The 22203-nt window shown below is 37.9% G+C and carries 23 protein-coding genes; 8 read left to right on the forward strand and 15 right to left on the reverse strand.

From position 1 onward, the window contains the following. Window positions 1–176: 176 nt before the first annotated feature. Window positions 177–1052, reverse strand: a complete 876-nt coding sequence (locus V7121_RS00005; RefSeq protein WP_335499847.1) for a nucleotidyltransferase-like protein — start codon at window positions 1050–1052, stop codon at window positions 177–179. A 154-nt stretch (window positions 1053–1206) separates the two neighbouring features. On the opposite strand from V7121_RS00005, the gene V7121_RS00010 reads away from it, so the two are divergent. After that, on the forward strand, window positions 1207–1557 hold the full coding sequence (locus V7121_RS00010) for a YgzB family protein (RefSeq protein WP_335499849.1): 351 nt from the start codon (window positions 1207–1209) through the stop codon (window positions 1555–1557). Window positions 1558–1635: 78 nt separating this feature from the next. On the opposite strand, the gene perR is transcribed toward V7121_RS00010, so the two are convergent. The 6 genes from perR to V7121_RS00040 form a co-directional block, all read right to left on the reverse strand. Then, window positions 1636–2073, reverse strand: a complete 438-nt coding sequence (gene perR / locus V7121_RS00015) for a peroxide-responsive transcriptional repressor PerR (RefSeq protein ID WP_026564336.1) — start codon at window positions 2071–2073, stop codon at window positions 1636–1638. A 363-nt stretch (window positions 2074–2436) separates the two neighbouring features. Continuing rightward, window positions 2437–2907, reverse strand: a complete 471-nt coding sequence (bcp, locus tag V7121_RS00020) for a thioredoxin-dependent thiol peroxidase (RefSeq protein ID WP_335499851.1) — start codon at window positions 2905–2907, stop codon at window positions 2437–2439. An 88-nt stretch (window positions 2908–2995) separates the two neighbouring features. Continuing rightward, window positions 2996–3388, reverse strand: coding sequence for an ion channel (locus tag V7121_RS00025; protein ID WP_420490613.1), 393 nt, complete (start codon window positions 3386–3388; stop codon window positions 2996–2998). A 72-nt stretch (window positions 3389–3460) separates the two neighbouring features. Then, entirely contained in the window at window positions 3461–4246 is a 786-nt protein-coding gene (locus V7121_RS00030) for an ABC transporter permease (RefSeq protein WP_335499855.1), read from the reverse strand. Window positions 4247–4249: 3 nt separating this feature from the next. Beyond that, the gene (locus V7121_RS00035) at window positions 4250–5041 is read right to left on the reverse strand and encodes an ABC transporter permease (RefSeq protein WP_335499857.1); all 792 of its coding nucleotides are present in this window, start codon (window positions 5039–5041) and stop codon (window positions 4250–4252) included. Beyond that, entirely contained in the window at window positions 5042–6049 is a 1008-nt protein-coding gene (locus tag V7121_RS00040; protein WP_335499859.1) for an ABC transporter ATP-binding protein, read from the reverse strand. A 160-nt stretch (window positions 6050–6209) separates the two neighbouring features. On the opposite strand from V7121_RS00040, the gene V7121_RS00045 reads away from it, so the two are divergent. The 3 genes from V7121_RS00045 (at window position 6210) to V7121_RS00055 (ending at window position 13525) form a co-directional block, all read left to right on the forward strand. Further along, window positions 6210–7505: a glutamate-1-semialdehyde 2,1-aminomutase gene (locus V7121_RS00045; RefSeq protein ID WP_335499861.1), complete on the forward strand. Its 1296-nt coding sequence runs from the start codon at window positions 6210–6212 to the stop codon at window positions 7503–7505. A 316-nt stretch (window positions 7506–7821) separates the two neighbouring features. Continuing rightward, on the forward strand, window positions 7822–12291 hold the full coding sequence (locus tag V7121_RS00050) for a glutamate synthase-related protein (protein ID WP_335545311.1): 4470 nt from the start codon (window positions 7822–7824) through the stop codon (window positions 12289–12291). Window positions 12292–12451: 160 nt separating this feature from the next. Beyond that, window positions 12452–13525, forward strand: coding sequence for an FUSC family protein (locus V7121_RS00055; RefSeq protein ID WP_335545313.1), 1074 nt, complete (start codon window positions 12452–12454; stop codon window positions 13523–13525). A 14-nt stretch (window positions 13526–13539) separates the two neighbouring features. On the opposite strand, the gene V7121_RS00060 is transcribed toward V7121_RS00055, so the two are convergent. The 5 genes from V7121_RS00060 to fabL form a co-directional block, all read right to left on the reverse strand. Continuing rightward, window positions 13540–15303 carry an ABC transporter ATP-binding protein gene (locus V7121_RS00060; RefSeq protein ID WP_335499870.1) on the reverse strand — a complete coding sequence of 588 codons (1764 nt, stop codon included), beginning with the start codon at window positions 15301–15303 and terminating at the stop codon, window positions 13540–13542. 152 nt (window positions 15304–15455) lie between these two features. Continuing rightward, window positions 15456–15986, reverse strand: coding sequence for a nucleoside tri-diphosphate phosphatase (ntdP, locus tag V7121_RS00065; protein ID WP_026564347.1), 531 nt, complete (start codon window positions 15984–15986; stop codon window positions 15456–15458). A 204-nt stretch (window positions 15987–16190) separates the two neighbouring features. Then, window positions 16191–16448, reverse strand: coding sequence for a YgaB family protein (locus V7121_RS00070; RefSeq protein WP_335499872.1), 258 nt, complete (start codon window positions 16446–16448; stop codon window positions 16191–16193). A gap of 290 nt (window positions 16449–16738) precedes the next feature. Further along, window positions 16739–17047 carry a gamma-type small acid-soluble spore protein gene (locus tag V7121_RS00075; protein WP_335499875.1) on the reverse strand — a complete coding sequence of 103 codons (309 nt, stop codon included), beginning with the start codon at window positions 17045–17047 and terminating at the stop codon, window positions 16739–16741. Window positions 17048–17122: 75 nt separating this feature from the next. Further along, a complete protein-coding gene (gene fabL / locus V7121_RS00080) occupies window positions 17123–17872 on the reverse strand; it encodes an enoyl-[acyl-carrier-protein] reductase FabL (RefSeq protein ID WP_335499877.1) in 750 nt (249 codons plus the stop codon). Window positions 17873–17985: 113 nt separating this feature from the next. Here fabL and V7121_RS00085 point away from each other — a divergent pair, with 113 nt between their 5' ends. Beyond that, the gene (locus tag V7121_RS00085; RefSeq protein WP_335499879.1) at window positions 17986–18210 is read left to right on the forward strand and encodes a hypothetical protein; all 225 of its coding nucleotides are present in this window, start codon (window positions 17986–17988) and stop codon (window positions 18208–18210) included. Window positions 18211–18242: 32 nt separating this feature from the next. Here V7121_RS00085 and mutY read toward each other — a convergent pair whose 3' ends face one another. Continuing rightward, the gene (gene mutY / locus V7121_RS00090; protein WP_335545315.1) at window positions 18243–19343 is read right to left on the reverse strand and encodes an A/G-specific adenine glycosylase; all 1101 of its coding nucleotides are present in this window, start codon (window positions 19341–19343) and stop codon (window positions 18243–18245) included. 126 nt (window positions 19344–19469) lie between these two features. Between mutY and V7121_RS00095 the strand changes: the two genes are divergently transcribed. After that, window positions 19470–20450 carry a metal-dependent hydrolase gene (locus V7121_RS00095; RefSeq protein ID WP_335499885.1) on the forward strand — a complete coding sequence of 327 codons (981 nt, stop codon included), beginning with the start codon at window positions 19470–19472 and terminating at the stop codon, window positions 20448–20450. 30 nt (window positions 20451–20480) lie between these two features. On the opposite strand, the gene V7121_RS00100 is transcribed toward V7121_RS00095, so the two are convergent. Next, entirely contained in the window at window positions 20481–20741 is a 261-nt protein-coding gene (locus V7121_RS00100; protein WP_335499889.1) for a YfhJ family protein, read from the reverse strand. Window positions 20742–20869: 128 nt separating this feature from the next. Here V7121_RS00100 and V7121_RS00105 point away from each other — a divergent pair, with 128 nt between their 5' ends. Then, window positions 20870–21046: a small, acid-soluble spore protein K gene (locus V7121_RS00105; protein ID WP_335499892.1), complete on the forward strand. Its 177-nt coding sequence runs from the start codon at window positions 20870–20872 to the stop codon at window positions 21044–21046. A 64-nt stretch (window positions 21047–21110) separates the two neighbouring features. Here the strand turns inward: V7121_RS00105 and V7121_RS00110 are convergent, their stop codons facing one another. Continuing rightward, window positions 21111–21440, reverse strand: coding sequence for a YfhH family protein (locus V7121_RS00110; protein ID WP_335499895.1), 330 nt, complete (start codon window positions 21438–21440; stop codon window positions 21111–21113). 82 nt (window positions 21441–21522) lie between these two features. Between V7121_RS00110 and V7121_RS00115 the strand changes: the two genes are divergently transcribed. Next, window positions 21523–22200, forward strand: a complete 678-nt coding sequence (locus V7121_RS00115; protein ID WP_335499898.1) for an SDR family NAD(P)-dependent oxidoreductase — start codon at window positions 21523–21525, stop codon at window positions 22198–22200. The last annotated feature ends 3 nt before the right edge of the window (window positions 22201–22203 follow it).

The raw sequence follows: 22203 nt of genomic DNA on the forward strand, positions 1-22203 counted from the left end.
GTTTTCAAAGAACAATTCAGCGTCGCTCATAAGCGACTTTATTAATTTACCATATGACATTTATCAATGTCAATAACTTTTTTAAACCGTCACTTACGAAAACAATTACTTGTCTCGCAGCGACGGTTATTAATATAACAAGTATTCTTAAAAAGGTCAAGACGTTTATTATTTTCTTACGATAATTTCTTATTAAGCTGATAGCCTCTATGGAAAACCCCTTGGCCTTTCGTTTCGATATTTACTATATCAATTAAATGTTTGTCAATTAAATATTCAAGCAAAACTGCCAAATCGACTGAGTAAGGAAGCAATTCTTGTTCATTCATAATCTCATTGAATAACCATACTTCTTTATGACTAAGTACTTCTAAAAAATGCGCCGTCCCCATTGAGGTTTTCGAATGAATCATAAACTCACTTGCAAGAAACAGTAATTCAAGCCTTTTTTCTAGCGTTTCTTCACTATAAACAAGCTCTTCGTAAAGTTTATAAATTTCTGGTTCAATTTGTTTTACTTGATTCCATACCGTTAACTCTGGATGAAGCCCATTTTCTAATACCGCTAACCTCGCGAGATGATGTAAGGAATGAACCACATGGTTATATGCATCTAAAAACTGATGACCTTCAAATAACGCTTTCCCATCAACATAACGCCTAATTAATTTTGCAAATTCTAAACCCATTTTTATTTTGCGGCCAGTAAAAGGAAAATCACGCAATTCCATTTTTAAATTAGCCACATATTCATTTCGGTCAAAAATGATCTTTGCCTCATATAGCCACTCAAAAATTTTACGATTTGATCCTAATAGTAACCATTCCTGCAACTTCGCTTCAGTAATGATATGCATCGCTGCCTTTTTATCGTAGTAGGTATAGTGCTTGATAAATAATGGCTGATCCGCTTCTTTGACAAGTACTAAAAGGATTACATCAAATGAATCTGTTATATGACTTAACTTTTGTTTTTTTTGAACCATCAGTACGCCAAGGGTGTTTAATTGACTCGCCCTTTCTTGGTAAATAGGCCGAAGGATGTCTTCCATCTATCATTCCTCCAATTTTTTTCGGGTAGCAATATAACTTCGACAATAAAGACAAATCTCCTTCTTTATTCAAAGACAAATTTCGACATTTTTCAGCCTCACTTTTTTTCCTTCTTCCTATAAATATGATATAGTTTCTCTAGGAGGGAGTTACATGGCAAGATATTCGAGTAAAATAAATAAAATCCGCACCTTTGCATTATCATTAATTTTCATTGGTTTCATTGTTATGTATGGTGGGATCTTTTTTCGATCTTCACCACTTATTATGACCATTTTTATGATTTTGGGCCTTCTTTTTATTATCGCAAGTACTGTAGTTTATTTTTGGATTGGAATGCTATCAACCAAAACAATCCAAGTAACATGCCCTAGCTGTGGAAAGCATACAAAAATGCTTGGTCGAGTGGATATGTGTATGTATTGTCGTGAACCATTAACCCTTGACCCTAATCTAGTAGGCAAGGAATTCGATGAGTCTTATAATAGAAAATCCGAAAAATAAAACGAGGAAGACATAAACCCTTATGCAAACTAGCTGCTATGGTTTAAGTCTTCCTCTTTTATTTACAGCAAAAGCTGATTAATGAACCTCTTTACTTGCACATTCAGGACAGGAACCATAGATTTCCATGCGGTGATTTTCAACTTTAAAACCCGTTACATGAGAAGCTAGATGTTCCACTTCATCTAACCCTGGGTACAGAAAGTCAACTATTTTCCCACACTTTTCACAGATGACGTGATAATGATGGGATGTAACAAAATCAAACCGGCTTGAGGCATCACCAAAGGTTAATTCCTTAACAAGACCCACTTCACGAAATACTCGTAAATTATTGTAAACCGTTGCCACACTCATATTAGGAAACTTTCCCTCAAGGGCTTTATAAATATCATCAGCAGTAGGATGTGACATCGAGTTTATTAAATATTCAAGTATCGCATGACGCTGCGGAGTAATTCTTACCCCTGTTTCCTTTAAGGTATCCAACGCTTCTTTTAACTGATTCATCGCCATGCACCTTCTTTCCAAAAGATATTCTTACTTTATAATTGTTATAATTAATTTTACTAAGTAATTTGTACTTTTGTCAATATTGTTATCTCATTAACAAGCAATGTTATTAAGTTTTTCATTATTATATGTTCAATTAGACCTAATCATTGTTTGTATTTTATGATAAAAAGGATCAATTATTTCTTTCCTTTGAAAATAATACTGAGGAAAATTTCTTAATCATGACCAATTATTCCATAAAAAAAAGGGTCCGATATGGACCCGAAATTTTTTCTGAGGAGGTATGCCCTAATAAAAGGATATTCATTTTAAAGTTTCTTGCATTGGACAAATGCCTTTTTAAGGCAAAATAGGCTTAAGAAACTAATTCAATTGTTCCTTTATGTATGTTAAAGCCTCTTCAACATGTCCTTTAACTTTAACCTTTCTCCATTCTTTGGCGAGTTTACCATCCTTATCAATAATAAAGGTTGATCGCTCAATCCCCATATATTCCTTACCAAAGTTTTTCTTTAACTTCCAAACTCCAAAAGCATCTGCTACCTGATGTTCTGTATCTGCAAGAAGAAGAAAAGGCAGACCATATTTCTCTATAAATTTTTGATGACGGTCCACTGGGTCAGGACTGACACCCAGAATAACGGCATTTAATTCTGTAAATTGTTGAATCTGATCTCGGAAATCGCAGGCTTCCGTAGTACATCCTGGTGTCATATCTTTTGGATAAAAATATAAAACGACATTGGTGCCATGGAACTTTGATAAATTTACAGTCTCACCATTACTAGCCTTTAACTCAAAATCAGGTACATTCATTCCAATTTCAACGGTCATCTCTCTATCACTCCCATTAAATTGATTCCTTTTTTGCAAGCGTAACAAAATACATCCCATTAAAACAACTTTTCTGCATCATCACTGGCTATTCTCGATCAAACATCACTCGGGCTACAAATGCCGCTGGTAATGTATAACCAATTAACGCCTCGGTTACGGTAATGATCCTGCCAATGCCATGTGGTATAACATCCCCATTTCCAACTGAAAATAAGGTCATCGCACTAAAATAAAAACTTGTTTCAAAGATGTTCTTGTTGTTTTGATTACTTACCTCCATCAGCAATGACATGCCGACCAATTCAAATAGTAAATAAATCAGACCAAAACCAATGATAACCGTCAAATAAACAGAGCCTAAATACAAAAAATTATCGATTGATACCAACTTACCTTTAACTGTATTGGGAATAAAAAGCGTTCTTAAACTCATAAAAATACAAAAAATGACGATAGGGAGCAAGAAAAAAAACACCACAGACCACCTCTACATTTAGCTTCTGGTAGTTTATTTCTATGCTCGCTTGGACAATAAAATATCAAGTTCTAATTAATTACCCGCACCTCGATATTTCTTAACACCTTGGTTCCAAATCATAACGGAAACCACGAAGAAGATTACTCCTATTACTGGTGTTAAAAATGAGTATAAAAACCATTCATTTTTTCCCAGAAAAAAGGCGGCTGGGTAAACTCCCACAAAGGCAAAGGGGAGCACCCAGGTTAATACAAAGCGAATGAGTTTATTGTAGATATTGACCGGATACCGTCCATAATTGCTAATATTGTACATCATTGGCATAAGGGATGTACGTGCGTCTGCCCAAAAACTGATACAGGCAATCATAATGAAAACTCCACCATAAACAAGGGCCCCGCCAATGACAAAAAGGATAAATAAGAACGGGTCAAACCAGTGAATCGTAAGGCCTAGCCGGCTTCCAGCGTAAAACATAACAGCTAGACCAGTAATTGCCCCCAGTAATGACTCTAATTCAATCCTCTCAAGGATGATTTGAAAGAGACTATGGATTGGCCGGGTTAAGATACGATCCAACTCTCCTTTAACAATATAGCGTTCATTAAAATCCCAGATGTTAAAAAAGGCCGAAAAGACAGCAGAGGGGACGAGAAAAAATCCATAGATAAAGATAATTTCATCCCTGCTCCAACCGTTGAGTAGGTCAGTATGTCCAAAGACTACCAATATAAAAATAAAATTTATCGCTTGTGATAATAAATCAGAGAAAAACTCTACAAAAATATCAGCACGGTATTGAAGTCTTGTTTTTAAATATTGAGATAGGTATTGAAAAAACATCGAAATATAAAACAACTCTTAGCCCCCCTGAATAATCAGTTGTTTCTTCGCCAAGGACCAAAGTATTTGGATTGGAAAGAATAACAGGATGACCCAAACAAATTGTTGCGTAATCGCATCGATTGCCTGCGTATGAGAAAAGCCTTTGGTAACAATCATACTTGGAAAGTAACTGATTCCTTGAAAAGGAAGAAACTTCATCACATCCTGAGCCCAGCCAGGAAAAAAGCTAATCGGTAACAATAAACCTGAGAATAGATCAATTACAACCCGTTTTGCACGAATCAGCCCAGAATTATTGTATAGGAAGAAAGTGGTAATTCCAGTTAATAAATTTAACTCTGTATTTATAAAAAAACTTAATAAAATCGATATGGCAAACAATCCCCAGACACTAAAATCCCATTTAAATTGAACTGGAAAGATGAAATAAACGATAATCAGCCCAGGAGCTGAAAAGAAGAATAGCCTGAAAATCCCTTCACCAAGCCCTTGCATAACTTTCATTCCTAGATAATTGTAGGGCCTAATTAATTCTACAGCTACTTTTCCCTCCATTATTTCTAAAGCCATTTCGCGGTCAAGGTTGTTAAAGTAAAATGCACGTGCCATCCAAGAAACCGCCACATATGTTGTCATTTGAGTGACGGAAAGACCCACGATTTGATCTTTATTCCCGTAAATAGCCGACCAAAGAAAATAATACGCACCAATGTTAATACTGTAGATTAGAATTCCTGTGTAATAATTTGTCCGGTAGGCCAGCATCATTAAAAAGCGGATTCTAATCATTTCAAGATATTTATCCACTTACACTGCACCCTTTTCATAAATATTTCGAATAATCTCTTCTGTTGATGTTTCATTAATTTTAATATCTTTAATCTTAAATGATGCAACCACTTTCGCTATGACCTGAGAGATTAATTCATCATTATCTTCGAGTGTGGCCGTAAAAATTTGTTCCTTTTCTTCGAGCTCCCACTTTACAGGTATTCCACTGGTCAGATGACGCACAGCAGCCATTTCAACTGGCTCAAGAAACTGAAACTGTAGTTCTTTCCCTTCGCCCCATTTTTCCTGTAAATGCTTTAATGCCCCATCATAGATAACCTTCCCTTCATCTAACATGATGACACGCTCACACAATGCCTCAATATCTGTTAAATCATGTGTAGTTAAAAGGATCGTAGTCTGATATTTCTCGTTTATTTCTTTAAGAAAATCACGGATTTTCAACTTCACAAGCACATCTAACCCAATTGTCGGTTCATCCAAAAACAATAAGGGCGGATTGTGAATCAAAGCAGCCGCAAGCTCACATCTCATCCGTTGACCGAGAGACAATTTTCGTACCGGCTTGTCTAAAAGCGGTTCAATATCTAGGGTTTGAATCACATGATTCATGTGACTGTTATAGTCTTCATCTGATACCTTGTACACTTTTTTTAAAAGTCGGAAGGACTCCTGGACAGCAATATCCCACCATAATTGGGAACGCTGTCCGAAAACTACACCAATGGTTTGGACAAACTTTTCCCGCTCTTTATGTGGATTCATTCCATTTACAACTATTTCACCGGAAGACGGAGTCAAAATTCCTGTTAACATTTTGATTGTGGTTGATTTACCGGCACCATTTTCACCGATATATCCGACCATTTCTCCTTTTTTTACCGTGAAATTTATATCATTCACTGCCGGAACAATTTTATAATTTCTTGTTAATAAATCCCTAAACGCTCCTTTTAAACCCGTTCGGCTCGAATAAGCCTTAAATTCTTTTCGTAAATTATTTACTTCAATTACATTACTCATAGTATCCCCCTACAACACTGACCTAAATAATTAGTTTAGCCAAATAACGGGCATAAAACAACAAGCAAGCATCACATCAAACTATCGGAATTGTTAAACAGATATATGTTTTCTCAAAAAGTGCTAAAATGGGTTAGAAATGAATTAGGGAGGAAAAAAGATGAAATTTATTAATTCAGAGAGAATACATAATGAAGCACTCGAACATATCGTCGGCGGAGTCAACAGCCCATCACGTTCCTATAAAGCTGTTGGAGGTGGATCACCTGTAGTCATGGAACGGGCCCAAGGTGCATACTTTTGGGATGTTGACGGAAATCAATATATCGATTATCTCGCTGCTTATGGTCCAATTATCACCGGACATGCCCATCCGCATATTACAGAGGCAATAAAACGCGCGGCCGAAACTGGTGTCCTCTATGGAACACCAACACCACATGAAGTCAAATTTGCTAAAATGTTAAAAGAAGCGATTCCTTCTATGGAAAAAGTGCGTTTTGTAAACTCTGGAACAGAAGCTGTAATGACGACAATCAGAGTAGCACGTGCTTATACAGGCAGAGATAAAATCATTAAATTTGCCGGCTGCTATCACGGTCACTCGGACCTTGTTCTTGTCGCAGCAGGTTCTGGGCCATCTACTCTTGGGACACCAGATTCTGCAGGTGTCCCAAAAAGTATTGCACAAGAAGTCATTACAGTTCCATTTAATGATATCGCACCATTCAAAGAGGCACTAGCTAAATGGGGGGATCAAATCGCAGCTGTTTTAGTAGAACCAATCGTGGGGAACTTCGGGATTGTAGAACCAAATCCTGGTTTTCTTCAACAAGTGAATGACCTAACCCATGATGCTGGAGCGCTCGTGATTTATGATGAGGTCATTACCGCGTTCCGGTTTATGTACGGCGGTGCCCAAAATTTATTAGGAATTGAACCTGATTTAACAGTCCTCGGAAAAATAATCGGCGGCGGCCTGCCAATCGGTGCTTACGGCGGCCGAAAAGAAATTATGGAAACAGTTGCCCCATTAGGCCCTGCCTATCAAGCAGGAACAATGGCAGGAAATCCAGCTTCCATACTCTCTGGTATTGCCTGTCTAGAAGTGCTGAAACAAGATGGAATTTATGATTACTTAGACCAGTTAGGTGCACTTCTTGAAGAAGGGATTTTAGAAGCTGCAAAAGAAAATAATATCCCAATAACAATAAATCGCTTAAAAGGTGCATTTACAATCTATTTTACAAATGAAAAAATTGAAAACTACGTTCAAGCAGAAAATACAGACGGAGAAACATTTGCAAAGTTCTTTAAGCATATGCTCCACCAAGGAATAAACCTTGCTCCATCCAAATATGAAGCATGGTTTTTGACCATTGCACATACAGCTGAGGATGTTGAGGCAACTTTACATGCCGTTAGAAATGCATTTTCCTTGCTCGCCAGCGAATAAATATACAGTTTTTATGCACAAAAGGAAGTGGAAATCACTTCCTTTTGTCTTTTAAACCTCTTTGAAAACGTTTACAATTATGTGTTTCCTCATTTATCCAACTACTATTATCCACTATTTTCTTATCCAAATTAATGTATATTTATTTGATTTCTGAAAATTCTTATGATACTATTAAATTATTATTTTTATATTGCCTTTAACACATACCCCGTTAAAGAGACCAACGCATACTAACTGCAAAGTTGATATACTCAAACTTTAAGTTTCATAGGAGGTGAATGGCCTTAGCAAATGACTGCTAAAGCCTAATATGATGACACAAAAATGGACCCCTTCCCTATTCAAAGATTTCCACAAACAGGAACACGATGCCTGCGGAATCGTCGCATGTCTTGAAAAAACCAAGCGCCCCACCAGACAAAACATTTTTGATTGTATAGATGCACTTGTGACTATGAATCATCGCGCAGGTTTTATTAATGGAGAAGGCGATGGTGTCGGCATTCACACCGATATTCCTGTTGCACTCTGGAAAGAAAAATTGCTTCAGGCTGGCCAGGAACCAACCCTTGCTGAAAAAGAAGAATTTGCTGTTGGCCATGTTTTTATTAGCCAAAAAGTAAACTGGCAAACTACCAAACAAGAGTTACTTCAAAAGTTGGAACAGTATAACTTTGATGTAGTATTTGAAACCAATCAGGTAACGGATGCTTCAGCACTTGGTCCAATTGCCATTCAAGAAAACCCTGTTTTTTGGCAATTTGCCTGTCTTTCATCCAAAACTGGCCAAGAATTAACCAAGAGCCTATTTGAAGTATTAATTGATTTTGAAACAAATGATCAAGTCCACGTTGCTTCTTTAAGTCATAACCATGTGGTTTACAAGGTAATGGGAGCTGGAGATATTCTTCCTCGTTACTATCATGACCTTGCCAATCCACTAGTTGCTTCAACCATGACACTTGGACATAATCGTTATTCTACAAATACATTATCAAGCTTTTTCAGGGTACAGCCATTTAGTGTTCTCGGACACAATGGGGAAATCAATACAATTGCCAAGCTTCGTGATGAAGCAAGAATGATTGGAGTTCCTCTTGTCAAAGATGGCAGTGACTCTCAAGATTTAAGCCGAACGATGGAAACATTAATTTGCCGTGAAGGCTTTTCATTATTTGAAGCAATGGATGTTCTATTCCCGCCAATTATCAATGAAATTAAAGCATATCCTGAAAATCTGCAAGATTTATATACTTATCTTAGAGAAGCATGGGGACATTTTGCACAAGGTCCTGCAGGAATTATCTCAAGATATGGTGATGAAGCTGTATTTAGCGTTGATGCACTAGGACTTCGCCCGTTATGGATGCTGGAGACAGAGAGTTCATATTTATTTTCCTCTGAGCCAGGAATCATTTCTTCGAGCGAATATGTAAATGATCCGAAGCCATTGGCACCGGGTGAAAAGGTTGGCTTTAAATGGAGTGGTGAAACACTTGAAGTTTATGAGCAAGATCGTTTTCAATTGGAAGTTTATTCTCGTTTTTCTGAAAAGTTATATATTAGCGAGGCCAGAGCACGGTTGCTTCCTCCTTCATTAGGGAAAACAGTGACGATGACTTATCCTGACAAAATCCATAATGGACAATATAAAGCATTTGGTTGGGAACGCGACCATATTCAATTAATCGAACAAATGGCGGAAAAAGGTGTAGAACCAATTCGTTCACTTGGTCATGATGCACCTCTTGCTGCATTAAACCCAGAACGTAAAAATATTGCCGATTACTTTAAAGAAAGTGTGGCTGTGGTAACGAATCCAGCGATTGACCGGGATCGTGAAACCGAGCATTTTTCAACACGTGTAATTATTGGAAAGCGTCCAACTCTATTCAATAAAGAAAATAGCGAAACGGTGATTGAGTTAACAACGCCTCTATTATTAGAGGGAAAAGCAGGTTTTGATTTATCTGAGAATTTGGGTCAGCCAAGTTTTGATCAAGTCGTCTCTCATTTTCAAGAGCAAAAGCTAGTAACCTTTATTTCTACTACCTTTAACAAAGAAGAAAAGTTAGAGTTAGCCCTAGAAAGACTTGCCAATGAAGCCGTTCAAGCAGTTCAAGCTGGGAAAACCTTACTTGTCCTTGATGACGCAAAAGCACATCAGGAGGATTCCTATTGGATTGATCCACATTTAGTAACTTCTGTCATTGATCAAGCACTTGTTAAGGCAGAGATCAGAAGAAATTGTTCATTAGTATTACGCTCTGCTGCGATTCGTTCGCTTCATGACATTATAACCGTATTTGGTTTAGGGGCAGATTTAGTTAGTCCATATTATATGTTCTTAACTGTTCTTGACGAGACCACAAAACCATTAATAAATCTTTATAGTGCCCTCACAAAAGGTTTGGAAAAAGTAATTTCAACCATTGGTATTCATGAGCTAAGAGGTTACGGACGACTATTCTCAAGTATTGGTTTACATGAGGATATTGCCAATCTCTTAAATATTGTTAACTTTTTTGGTTCAAAGGAACTTGAGACAGATTTTGAAGCAATGAAACGTGATTCGTTATCAAGAGCAGAAGATTACCAAAATGAAAAGGAAAGAGTTGGAAAAACCTTTCACCTTTTCCCACGGATTTGGAAAGCAATTGGTGAAGTTGCAGCTACCGGTGATTACAATGTTTATCGTGATAAGATTACTGAACAAGAAACAGAGAACCCAACAACAATTCGCCATTTAGTTCAGCTAAAGCAAGGCAATAAACAGTTATCACCTGCAGACGTCGACCTTCGTGTGGGCGAGCATGATTTACCGTTCCTTATTTCTTCCATGTCGTTTGGTTCTCAGAATGAAACTGCATTTAGAGCCTATGCCGAAGGAGCAGACCGTCTTAACATGGTCAGCTTAAATGGTGAAGGCGGAGAAATTAAAGATATGCTCGGTAAATACCCAAAAACAAGAGGACAGCAGATAGCCTCAGGAAGATTTGGTGTTAATGCTGAGCTCCTAAACTCTTCGAATCTATTAGAAATAAAGATTGGCCAAGGTGCAAAGCCTGGTGAAGGTGGACATCTACCTGGTTCAAAGGTTACTGCGAAGGTTGCTGAAGCACGTAATGCAACACTTGGTTCTGACTTGATATCACCATCTAACAATCACGATATCTACTCTATTGAAGATTTAGCACAGATGATTTTAGAATTAAAAACAGCAAATGATCAAGCTAAGATTGCTGTAAAAGTGCCTGTTGTACCAAACATCGGAACGATTGCTGTTGGTATCGCGAAGGCAGGAGCAGATATTATTACGCTGAGCGGATTCGATGGCGGTACAGGAGCTGCTAGAATTCATGCGCTTCAGCATGTTGGGTTACCTGTTGAAATTGGCGTTAAAGCTGCCCATAACGCTCTCCTTGAAAGTGGTCTCCGCCACAAGGTAGAAATTTGGGCTGACGGTGGTATGAAAAGTGCAATGGATGTTATGAAGATAATGCTTCTTGGTGCTAACCGCGTTGGTTTTGGTACATTATCGATGTTAGCGATTGGCTGTACGACCTGCCGTGGCTGCCATTTAGATACTTGCCACGTTGGTATTGCCACTCAGATTGAATCAGAAGCACAAGCTAAAGAACATGGTTTGAGACGTTTTGTTCCACGCCAATTGGACTTAGCTGTCCAAGGAATTATGAATCTCTTCACTGCATTTGCTACTGAATTAAAGGAACTATCTGCTTCCATTGGTATTCGCAATCTGCAAGATGCAGTTGGTCGTTCTGATTTATTAGAGCAAATGAAAGGCCAAGGTCAATTGAGCCTCTCCTATTTGTTAAAACCATTAGAAATCAGCCAATTTGCCAAAACAGAGGCCTCGAAATCAATTGAGGAAGTCCAAATGCAAGTCGCTGTGGGTGCTGAGTACCTTGATGGCAGTGTAGATCAATTACATTCTTCGCGTGAATTCGCAAGTGTCACATCTGAACAGCGAGTACTTGGAAGCCGAGTATCTTGTCACCGTGTCCGCGGAAGACTTGATGGCTCATACAAGCAGCTGCCATCCGTCCAGCTAAAATATAAAGACGGATCCATTCCTGGTAATGGCTTAGGCGCCTATAACAGTGAAGGAATTGAAATCACCGTTAATGGCGGTGGTCAAGACGGTGTCGGGAAAACATCCTTCGGCGGCAATATCCAGATATTAAAATCAAAAGGGAAAAATGGCCAATATTACAATGGTTCCGTAGGAAAAGGGTTTGGCTACGGAGCTCAAAAGGGTCTTCTTATTGCCCAAGGGAATGCAGATGCAAGAGCAGGTATACGTCTTTCTGGGGCTGATTTAATCATTGGCGGCGGTGTTAAAAAACCACTTCCGGAAAAAGAAGCGGGTAACATCGGTTCAAATGCTAATATTAAAGGATTTGCCTTTGAATATATGACAAATGGCCGCGGCCTTGTACTAGGAGACCCAGGTCCTTGGATTTGTGCCGGAATGACTGGCGGGGTAGTCTATATTCGTCAGCAGCCTGAGATGAGATTAACAAAAGAAGCAATTCAAAGGAGAATTGCGAAAGGTGCAAAGGTTTCAGTCGTGGACTTAAATGAGAAAGGCAAACAGGATATTAATGAGCTATTAAGTCAATATACTGACTTGCTTGAACAGAATGGTCAGGCTGAAGAAGCTAATCAACTTCGTGCCCTATTAACAAATGTAGAAGATCACTTTGTTCAGGTACTACCTGTCAAAGAACAAGCTGATCCATCAGTATCTACAGAATGATTTAGAAAAACGTCTGCTATATTTGCAGACGTTTTTTTATTCCAACTTTCTCTTAACAAATAGCAGAAAAATTCATATGATATCTCTTGATAATATCGGTTAATCCCTGTATAGTAAACTTTTGCTTATTATTAAACCTTTTGAAAGGAAACCAAACAGAATGAAGTTAGGTGCCCGCATCTTAAAAACGGGAATTGCTATTGTACTTTCTCTTTACCTTGGTCAGTTGTTACACTCACCCTCCCCGGTATTCGCTGGCATTGCTGCCATTTTTGCGATCCAACCAACCATTTATCGTTCTTATTTAACCATCATTGAACAAATTCAAGGAAATATAATTGGTGCCCTCCTTGCGGTTGTTTTTGTTCTTCTCTTAGGAAATCACATTGTTGTCATCGGCCTTGCAGCAATTATTGTCATTGGAATTAATTTAAAGCTTAAACTTGAAAATACAATTGGACTTTCGCTTGTTACGTTAATTTCCATCATGGAAACCCCTGGAGGAAATTTCATTCCATTTGCAGGAATCCGTTTCTCTACCATCATGATTGGGGTATTTTCAGCCTTTTTAGTCAATCTAGTCTTTATGCCGCCAAGATATGAAAACAAACTTTACTTGAAGATGACTAGTACCACTGAAGAAATTATTAGATGGATTCGTTTAAGCACCCGTCATGATTTTGACCATAATCTTCTTAAAACAGATATAGAAAAATTAAAAGAGAATATCATTCAAATGGGGCTGTTTTACTCCATGTACAAAGAAGAACGCAGCTATTTTAAGAAAAATAGTTTAGAAAAGTCACGTAAACTTGTAATCTACAGGCAAATGCATTCTACTGCCAAAAAGGCACTAGATACACTAAAAAGGCTTCATCGGTTTGAAAATGAATTATTACATCTTCCAGATAGCTTTCAACAAGCCATTCAGGAACAACTGGATTGTCTCATTTATCATCATGAACAACTAATGCTTAGATTCATAGGTAAAATTCCCAACCCTCCCGCTGATGGAGAAAATAACGTTAGCCTAAATAAAAAGCAATTATTTGATCTTTTCCTCCTTCACCAGCAAGAATTTACCGAATATGAACAACCTCATCAATATCATACCATGCAAATCGTTGCCTCAATTATTGATTACGGTGAACAAGTTGAGCACTTAGATACCTTAATTACAAGTTTTCACTCGTTTCATCATAATGAAGTATCAGTCGAAAAAGAGATAATATAAAACCCGAAGCAAAATTATGCTTCGGGTTCTTTTTGTTCTAATTGCTGGACTTGAAAAAGTTTATAATAATTCCCTTGTTTCGCCATTAACTCATCGTGTGTTCCTACTTCTACAATTTGACCATGTTCTATTAGGACAATTCGATTTGCATGTGTAATGGTGGACAAACGGTGAGCAACGATAAAAGTGGTCCTGTCCTTGGCCAACACTTCAAGTGATTCTTGAATCGCATGCTCACTCTCTAAATCAAGGGCAGATGTTGCCTCATCCAGAATTAATATTGGCGGATTCTTCAAGAAGACACGGGCAATGGCGACTCGTTGTTTTTGACCGCCTGATAACTTAACACCTCGTTCACCAACCTTGGTATCGTACCCTTCTGATAAGTTTTGAATAAACTCATCAGCATTAGCCGCTTTGGCTGCGGCATATGCCTCTTCTTTAGTGGCACCTGGCTTTCCTAATAAAATATTATCCATTACCGATTCACTAAATAAGATATTATCCTGAAAAACCACGCCAATTTTGTCCCGTAAAGTTTGGACTTTAAATTGTCGGATGTCTACTCCATCCAATGTAATTCTTCCATCAGTCACATCATAAAAACGAGGAATCAAACTAACAAGTGTAGATTTACCGCCGCCGCTCATCCCGACTAGGGCAATTGTCTCTCCCTTTTTTACATGTAACGTAATATCTTTCAAAATCATTTCTTCCTTTTTATCATAGGAAAAGGAAACCTGTTCAAATGAAATATCTCCATCGACATGGGTACATGCTTGTGCATTAGGGTTATCAACAATATCATATTTTTCATCCAAGAATTCAAATACACGGTCCATAGATGCAAAGGATTGAGTGATTGTTGTTGAAGAGTTAACGAGCCTGCGCAGTGGATTGTATAGCTTATCAATATAAGCAAAAAATGCAACCATTGTGCCAAGGGAAAGCTGGTGTTGAATGACAAGATAGGCAGAATAGCCAATAACAATTAAGGGAGCAATATCCGTAATCGTGTTTACTGCCGAAAAAGCCTTGGCATTCCAGCTGGTGTGTTGTAACGCCTTTTCTAAAAAATTTTTATTTTGTTTATCGAATTGACCTTGCTCATATTCTTCAATTGCAAAGCTTTTAATTACTGGCATTCCTTGAACACGCTCATGTAAATAGCTTTGGACTTCTGCTAAGGCTTGAGATCTTTTACGTGTCAGGCTTCGTAAATTCCCAAAGAAATATCTAATTGAAAAAGCATATAGCGGAAACAACAAGATAGAAACAAATGTCAGTTTAACACTCATTGAAAACATAAGAATAATAGCAATTACAATGGTGGCAATATCCAGCCAAAGGTTCATTAATCCAGAAATAACAAAGGTTTTCGTTTGTTCAACATCGTTAATCACTCGAGAAATAATTTCCCCTGCGCGATTATTTGAGAAATATTTAAAACTTAACTTTTGAATATGTGTATACATCGTATCTCGGATATCATATAGAATTTTACTCGATGTCCACTGGGCAAAATATTGGCGGTAATATTCGATGGGCGGGCGCAGAATGACAAAAATTACAAGCATAATTACCATAATGAATAATAATTTATCAATTTTTTCATCATGTGATAAAGTATGACTACCAACAATATCATCAACAACGTATTTAATTAAGATCGGAATCATAAGTGGAATGGAAAACTTAATCACACCAATAATGATTGTCCAGATAACTTGTAAACGATATGGTTTTACAAAATGAAGATATCTGCGAATACTGCTCAAAGTAGCCCTCCTTTCAGAACTTATTTAAGAACCTATGGATATAATTATTTTATTACAATAATATAATGGTAAAGAGGAATGTATCTTTTCAAATGGGCAAATAAAAACCTGTTGATTGATTGCATCAACAGGCGCGTAAACCTCATTGCCATCTAACGTCTGTAAGTTAAATAACGTTCATACCAAATATCAATAAAATCTGGTGCAAAAGGACCATTCCGTTGCCTAATCCATTGAATTAACTTTTCAACATTCCTTTTAAGGATATGATCAATGGGATCCGGATAATTCATTTCACGGCGATGACGTTCATACTCATCTTCGTCTAGTAAGTTAAATGTCATGTCAGGAAACACTTTAATATCTAGATCATAATCGATATACTTCAGTGCTTCACCATCAAAAATAAATGGTGAACTGATATTACAGTAATAATAGATACCATCCTCACGAATCATTCCGATGACATTAAACCAGTATTGCGAATGGAAATAACAAATGGCTGGCTCTCTTGTGATCCACGTTCTGCCATCTGATTCTGTCACAAGTGTCCGGTCATTGCCCCCAATCACCAAATTCTGTGTCCCTTTTAAAACAGTTGTTTCTTCCCAGACGCGATGGATGTGCCCATTGTGCTTATAGCTATGTATTTGCATTGGTTCACCTTCGATGGGTACGCCCATGTTTCTCCCCTACCTTCATTCCTGAACGCTTTGTAACCTGTTCTAAACCGATTCATAATTAAATAATGACAAAAGGTAACAAAGTACAATTCCTATTTACTATTATTATAACGGTTGAGAACAGATTTTAAAACAAAAGAGCCATATTTCGATGGCTCTTTGTAAAAATTTGCAGATTTTTTTAGTTTTTCTTAGTTTTTCACCCTAATAGGAAGGTGTTAAGTTCATCTCCCGATAGGAATTAATAACTTCTTCTGTCTGTTTTTCAAAGATTGACTGGATCTCTTTCAACTCATGTTTCATCAGCTTGATCTCATTTTGAATACTTTCAAGATCCGTTGCCTTCTGTAATGTCTGCAGCTCAACCTCGATTTGTTGACAACGCTCCAGTTCTCCCTGAAGGTATAATAATTTTTCCATCGTCACTAATTGTTCGGAAACTAATCTGTTAAAATGATCCATTTCCCTCACCACCTTCTTTTTCATTCCTACTATGTATTCTCGAATAAGTTGGATTCTCCTTTGAAAACAAATGTAGACAAATCAGAACTTTTGTCGAAACATTAAAAGCGGAAGCGCCTTGATCAGGGGCGACAGGCATAAGATGAGCCGGCGAGAAGGTTGTTCTTTAACCTTCTTGACGGATTGGCTTATGACCCGAGCCCCTAGGCGGTGCAGCTAGATAGTTATTCAATCTAAACAAAAAAAGAAGACACTCTATACGAAAGTAGAGTGTCTTCTAAATACGATTATTAGCTTTGACCAAATTGGCCGTTGCCTTGGTTTTTACGAGCTTGAGATTGTTGGTTTTGTTGTCTTACTTCTTGAGCATTTGTTTCGCTTGCAAATTCAGTTCCAAAAGAGCTAGAGGCACTTGAAGAACTTGCTGAACCTGAAGCAGAACGAGCATTTTGAGCTCTCACTTCAGCAGCATTTGTCTCGCTAGCGAATTCAGTTCCAAAAGAACCTTGGCCTGAAGCAGACTGAGCATTTTGTTGTCTTACTTCCTGGATGTTAGTTCCAGCTGAAGTTTTGTTTGGCTGTTGATTGAAGTTTGCCATTGATATCACCTCCACGAATATAATGTAACCATGCTTCGTGGAGATTATCCTTAAAAAATTATTATTTAAATATAATTAAACGAGGAGTGAAATTCCACCATCAACAATAATCGTCTGACCCCTAATCATGCTGGATTCCTCTGATAAAAGGAACATTACACAGTTTACGATGTCCTCAATTTCGACCATTTTCCCTGCTGGTGTTTTTTCTTTTGCCTCTTGTAAAAGTTCTTCCCGATTTGGAAAATGTTTTAATGCTTCAGTATCGACAGCGCCTCCAGAGACCGCATTAACAACAATATTTTTCGAAGCTAACTCAACTGCCAAATACCTTGTAAGTGCCTCTAATGCTGCCTTAGATACCCCTACGACAGTGTAGTTTTCCAAATAGCGGATTGAACCAAGTGAACTAATGCTGACTATTTTTCCGCCACCATTTCTTTCCATTAATTTTGCTGCTTCCTGGGCACAAAACAACAATGCTTTGCTATTAATATTTAAGGTCCAGTCCCAATGGTTTTCCTCAAGCTCCATAACTGGACGCTGTACGCCCGAGGCAGCATTATTGACAAACACATCCAATCGACCGAATTCTTCCTCAATTTGTGAGAACATATCTTTTATTTTGGCTACATCGCCAACATTGGCTTTTACGATAAGGACTTTTCTGCCTAATGCCTCAATTTGCTCAGCTGTTTCGAGGGCGGATTTTTTACTTCTTGCATAATTGATCACAATATCATATCCTGCTGCAGCTAATCGAAGTGCTGTTGCTTTACCGATTCCCCTGCTGCTTCCAGTTATGAGTGCTACTTTTTGTGTCATCCAACTATTCCCTTCTATATCAAGTATAGTAATCATTTTATCTGTTTGAGGAATAGAAGACAATTAATATAAAACAATAAGGGGTAAATAACCTTTGAAGGGAGGAAGGATAAATGTATGTTGGTCGTGATATGACAGAGCTTTCAATGATGGCGAAATCTGATTGGAAAAGCAGCGAGCTGGCCTTTTTTCACCACTCACTACAGCAAATTGCCCCATATTTAAATAGCGAGGGACAGACGATTCACCGAGAAATCATCGAAGAAATTGAAAGCCGCGGCGGTATTAAGCGGCAAGAAGCAGATTATACACATGGTACCAAAACGGTCTATGATTGAAAAAGAAAAAAAAACGCCGCAATACTGCGGCGTCAGTTCTTTTGGTGTTCAAGATATAGATTTAGCATTTTCTGGTAAGAAACAGGGAAGGCAAAATCTTTCATCTCTTCTAATGAAACAAATTTCCATTCGTCACCGACTGAAGTGACAGGTTCTATTGTGCCTGAATATACTTGAATATTCCATACCAAGTGAGAAAAGACATGTTCTAGTTGACCAATTATTCTTTCAAGTTTTATGTTTAAATTAAGTGAATGATGAAATTGCTCAGTAATCTGTTCACGGTCATTTTGTAAAGGATGATGGATCTCAACATTAGGAAATTCCCATAAATTCGCAAGAAGTCCTGTTGATGGCCGCTTGTGAATCAAAACTTTGCCATTTCTATCTAAGAGAATAGCTGCTGCAAGTTGAACGTCACGGGTCTTAGTTTTCTTAGTCTTTATTGGCAGCTCATTTTGAACTCCCTCTTCAAAAGCTTGGCAATGGTCCCGCACAGGACACAATAAACAAGAGGGGGAAGTTGGAGTACAAATTAACGCACCTAATTCCATTAATGCTTGGTTGAAGGATGATGGGTCTTCATGTGAAATTAATTCTCTGACGGCTTTTTCAAAAATCTTTCGGGAAGAAGCTTTGGCAATATCTTCCCAGATGGAAAGTACCCTTGATAAAACCCTCATCACATTCCCATCCACAGCCGGTTCAGGAATTCCGTAAGCGATACTTAAAATGGCACCTGCTGTATAAGGGCCAACTCCCTTTAAACCAGCTATCTCTTCTGGTGTACTAGGGACTTTGCCGTTATAATTCTCATTTACCTCTTTTACTGCAGATTGTAAATTTCGAACCCTTGAATAATACCCGAGCCCTTCCCATGCCTTAAGAACTTTATCTTCATCTGCCTCAGCCAAATCTTCGATTGTCGGAAACCATTCGATAAACCGGTTGAAGTAAGGAATTACAGTATCAACCCTTGTTTGCTGAAGCATAATTTCTGAGACCCAAATTTTATATGGATCCCGGTCCTGCCGCCATGGCAAATCTCGTTGTTCCTGTTTAAACCAGGAAATTAAGTCATTTTGGAAAGCATTTATATTGATTTTTTCTAGATTGTTTAGTTCAATAATCATAACTTTTGTTCCTCCTGGTGTAGTTAAACCATGTGAAAAAAGGCAAGATAATTAGTAACACATATCATTTTACGATAATTCAATTTGTCTCGTTTTACAAGTACAATATTGAAGGAGGATTACTTTTTGGATACAGGTACTCATGTTGTAATGGGCATTGCCCTTGGTGGGTTGGCTACGCTCGACCCAGTCGTTTTTGGAAGCCACGCTACTACTACCAGTGTCTTGATAGCAACCATCGCAGGGTCGCAAATACCGGATATAGATACGGTTCTTAAGCTAAGAAATAATGCTATTTACATTCGAAATCACCGTGGAATTACCCATTCCATCCCTGCGGTTATATTGTGGCCACTGGTCCTTACTGCCATTATTTATCTTTTTTTTCCTGGTGCAAACCTCTTTCATTTATGGGCGTGGACATTTGCAGCAGTTTTTATCCATGTGTTTGTTGACATCTTTAATGCCTATGGCACCCAAGCATTGAGACCTTTTTCAACAAAATGGATAGCATTAGGTGTGATTAATACCTTTGATCCGATTATCTTTGGGATTCATGTAGTGGGAATCGTTATTTGGGTATTAGGAGCTAACCCAGGTTACACTTTTTTAATCATGTATATAGTTATCTTTGGTTATTATCTCGCCCGTTTTAGAGCAAAGAAAAAAGTATTAAACGAGGTTAAAACCATTATTCCTGATGCCACTGAAATTATTATCGCACCCACAATGAAGTTTCATCATTGGAGAATTGCTGCTATGAATGAAAAACAATTTTTTGTAGGGAAATCAGAGGATAAACAAGTAAAGATATTGGATCGTTTTAACCGAATACCCGTACCACATACACCGGTTATCGAAGCCGCTAAGAAGGACAAAAACCTTTCTGCCTTTTTATCCTTTTCACCTGTCTATCGGTGGGAGGTCGATGAATATAATGATTATTTCGAAATTCGCTTTATTGATTTACGCTACCGGAGTAATGGACATTACCCTTTTGTAGCTGTTGTTCAATTAGACTGCCACTTAAAACCTATTAGTTCTTACACGGGCTGGGTATTTAGTGAGAAGAAATTACGGAAAAAATTAAGTATTATACCAAGTTAAAAAAAGCGGTGACGTGGTCACTCGCTTTTTTTAATGTTTATCCTGATTTAAAAAATTCTTGTATTTTGGATTTGTAGCAACAAATTCATGGAGTTTATCCCCGTAGTTCTCAATCCATTGCTTAACAATTCTTTCCGTCATCTCACTGCCTTTATATTCCCAGCCTGCTTTCGCATAGGTGGATTCAAAATCCTCCCAAAGTAACTCAACCCATGTTCTAGCTTGGTTGTAGTTCAGCTGGTCATTTTTACTAAGCAGCAGTTTGGCTAACTCATCGTGATAGCTGTTCATGTTAACACCTCATTTGCCAATTTCTTTTAACATAACCGAAATTAATAACGCAGATACTATCGTTACGTGGTAAGCAATGAGAATGCTTTGCTTTCCACGTGTTCTCATTCCCTTTATGGAGGTACAGCATGAGAAATAAGGAAACGAATTTCCCAAATCAAAATAATAACAAGCTTGAGGGCGAGCCACGAGCTAAAGCAGAATACGCTTCAAAAAGAGCAGATGGAACGATTAATACCCATCCACAAGAGCGGATGCGCGCATCAGGTGAGCGCGATGATGAATCACCACAAGTATTTAAGTAAAAAGGATTTATGTGTTTAATTTTTAAAGACAAACCAGAGATACTTTTCTCTGGTTTGTCCATGATTATTTAAGTCCTTTTAACATAGATATCGGAAGTGCCTCTTCTTTTCCATCACCTTTAAGTCGATATCCCCAGGCAAACACGCCATTTATATAGTCAATTTTAAAATATTGCCCTGGATCACCTTCTAATTCGTAAATTTCACCTGATTTATACGAACTAGGATTGCCAAGGTATGCTTTTGCCATTTGGACCTTTCTTTCAAGTACGGCAAACTCACTTACCATCCCCATTTGTTCTGCTTTTCTGGCCTTCTCTTGAAGTAGGGAAATTTCCTGTCTTAACTCATGTTCGGTCATCGAGCTATAACGTTTCTCCTGTTGCAATGTCATCCACTCCCTTTTACCTTCATTTTATTATATTATAATATAATAATGAATAAAGGCAGTACTTATTTCAAAAGGAGATTTCATAATGAAAACAATGATTATCACTGGGGCAGGATCTGGATTAGGCAAAGAATTAGCGCACCTCTTTTCACAAAAAGGCTATCACCTTCTATTAGTAGGGCGGACGTTTGAAAAATTATCAGCCGCAAAAGATGAAATTGTTAGTAAGGGTGGAAAAGCGGATATCCTTTCAATAGACATTGGAAATGCTGAGGATGTTTTAAATAAAGTAAAAGAAATTAGCCATACCTATACTATCTGCGGATTAGTCAACAATGCAGGTGTAGGCCATTTTGGGCCATTTATTGATATCGATAATCAGCAAATCACAGAAATGATACAGACAAATGTTTTTGGGACTATCCTAATGACCAAAGCACTCTTACCTCACCTGCTGAATTCTTCAGAAGGTAGAGTTATGAATATTATCTCCACTGCTGGATTACGTGGGAAGGTAAATGAAGCGGTCTATGCGGCCAGTAAATTTGCGGTTAGGGGCTTTACAGAGAGTTTGCAGAAAGAATATGAGGACAGTGGGTTAAAGATTAATGCGGTTTATATGGGCGGGATGGACACGCCATTTTGGGATCATAGTGATCATGTGAAAGATACCTCTCGTTTTCGGTCTCCACGAGAAGTTGCTGAAATGATTATCGATCAATTAGACCAAGAATCGATTATTATAGAAAGTAAAAAATCATGACAG

Origin of the sequence: Neobacillus drentensis (assembly GCF_036962125.1) — a bacterium.
Taxonomy (GTDB): domain Bacteria; phylum Bacillota; class Bacilli; order Bacillales; family Cytobacillaceae; genus Neobacillus; species Neobacillus drentensis_B.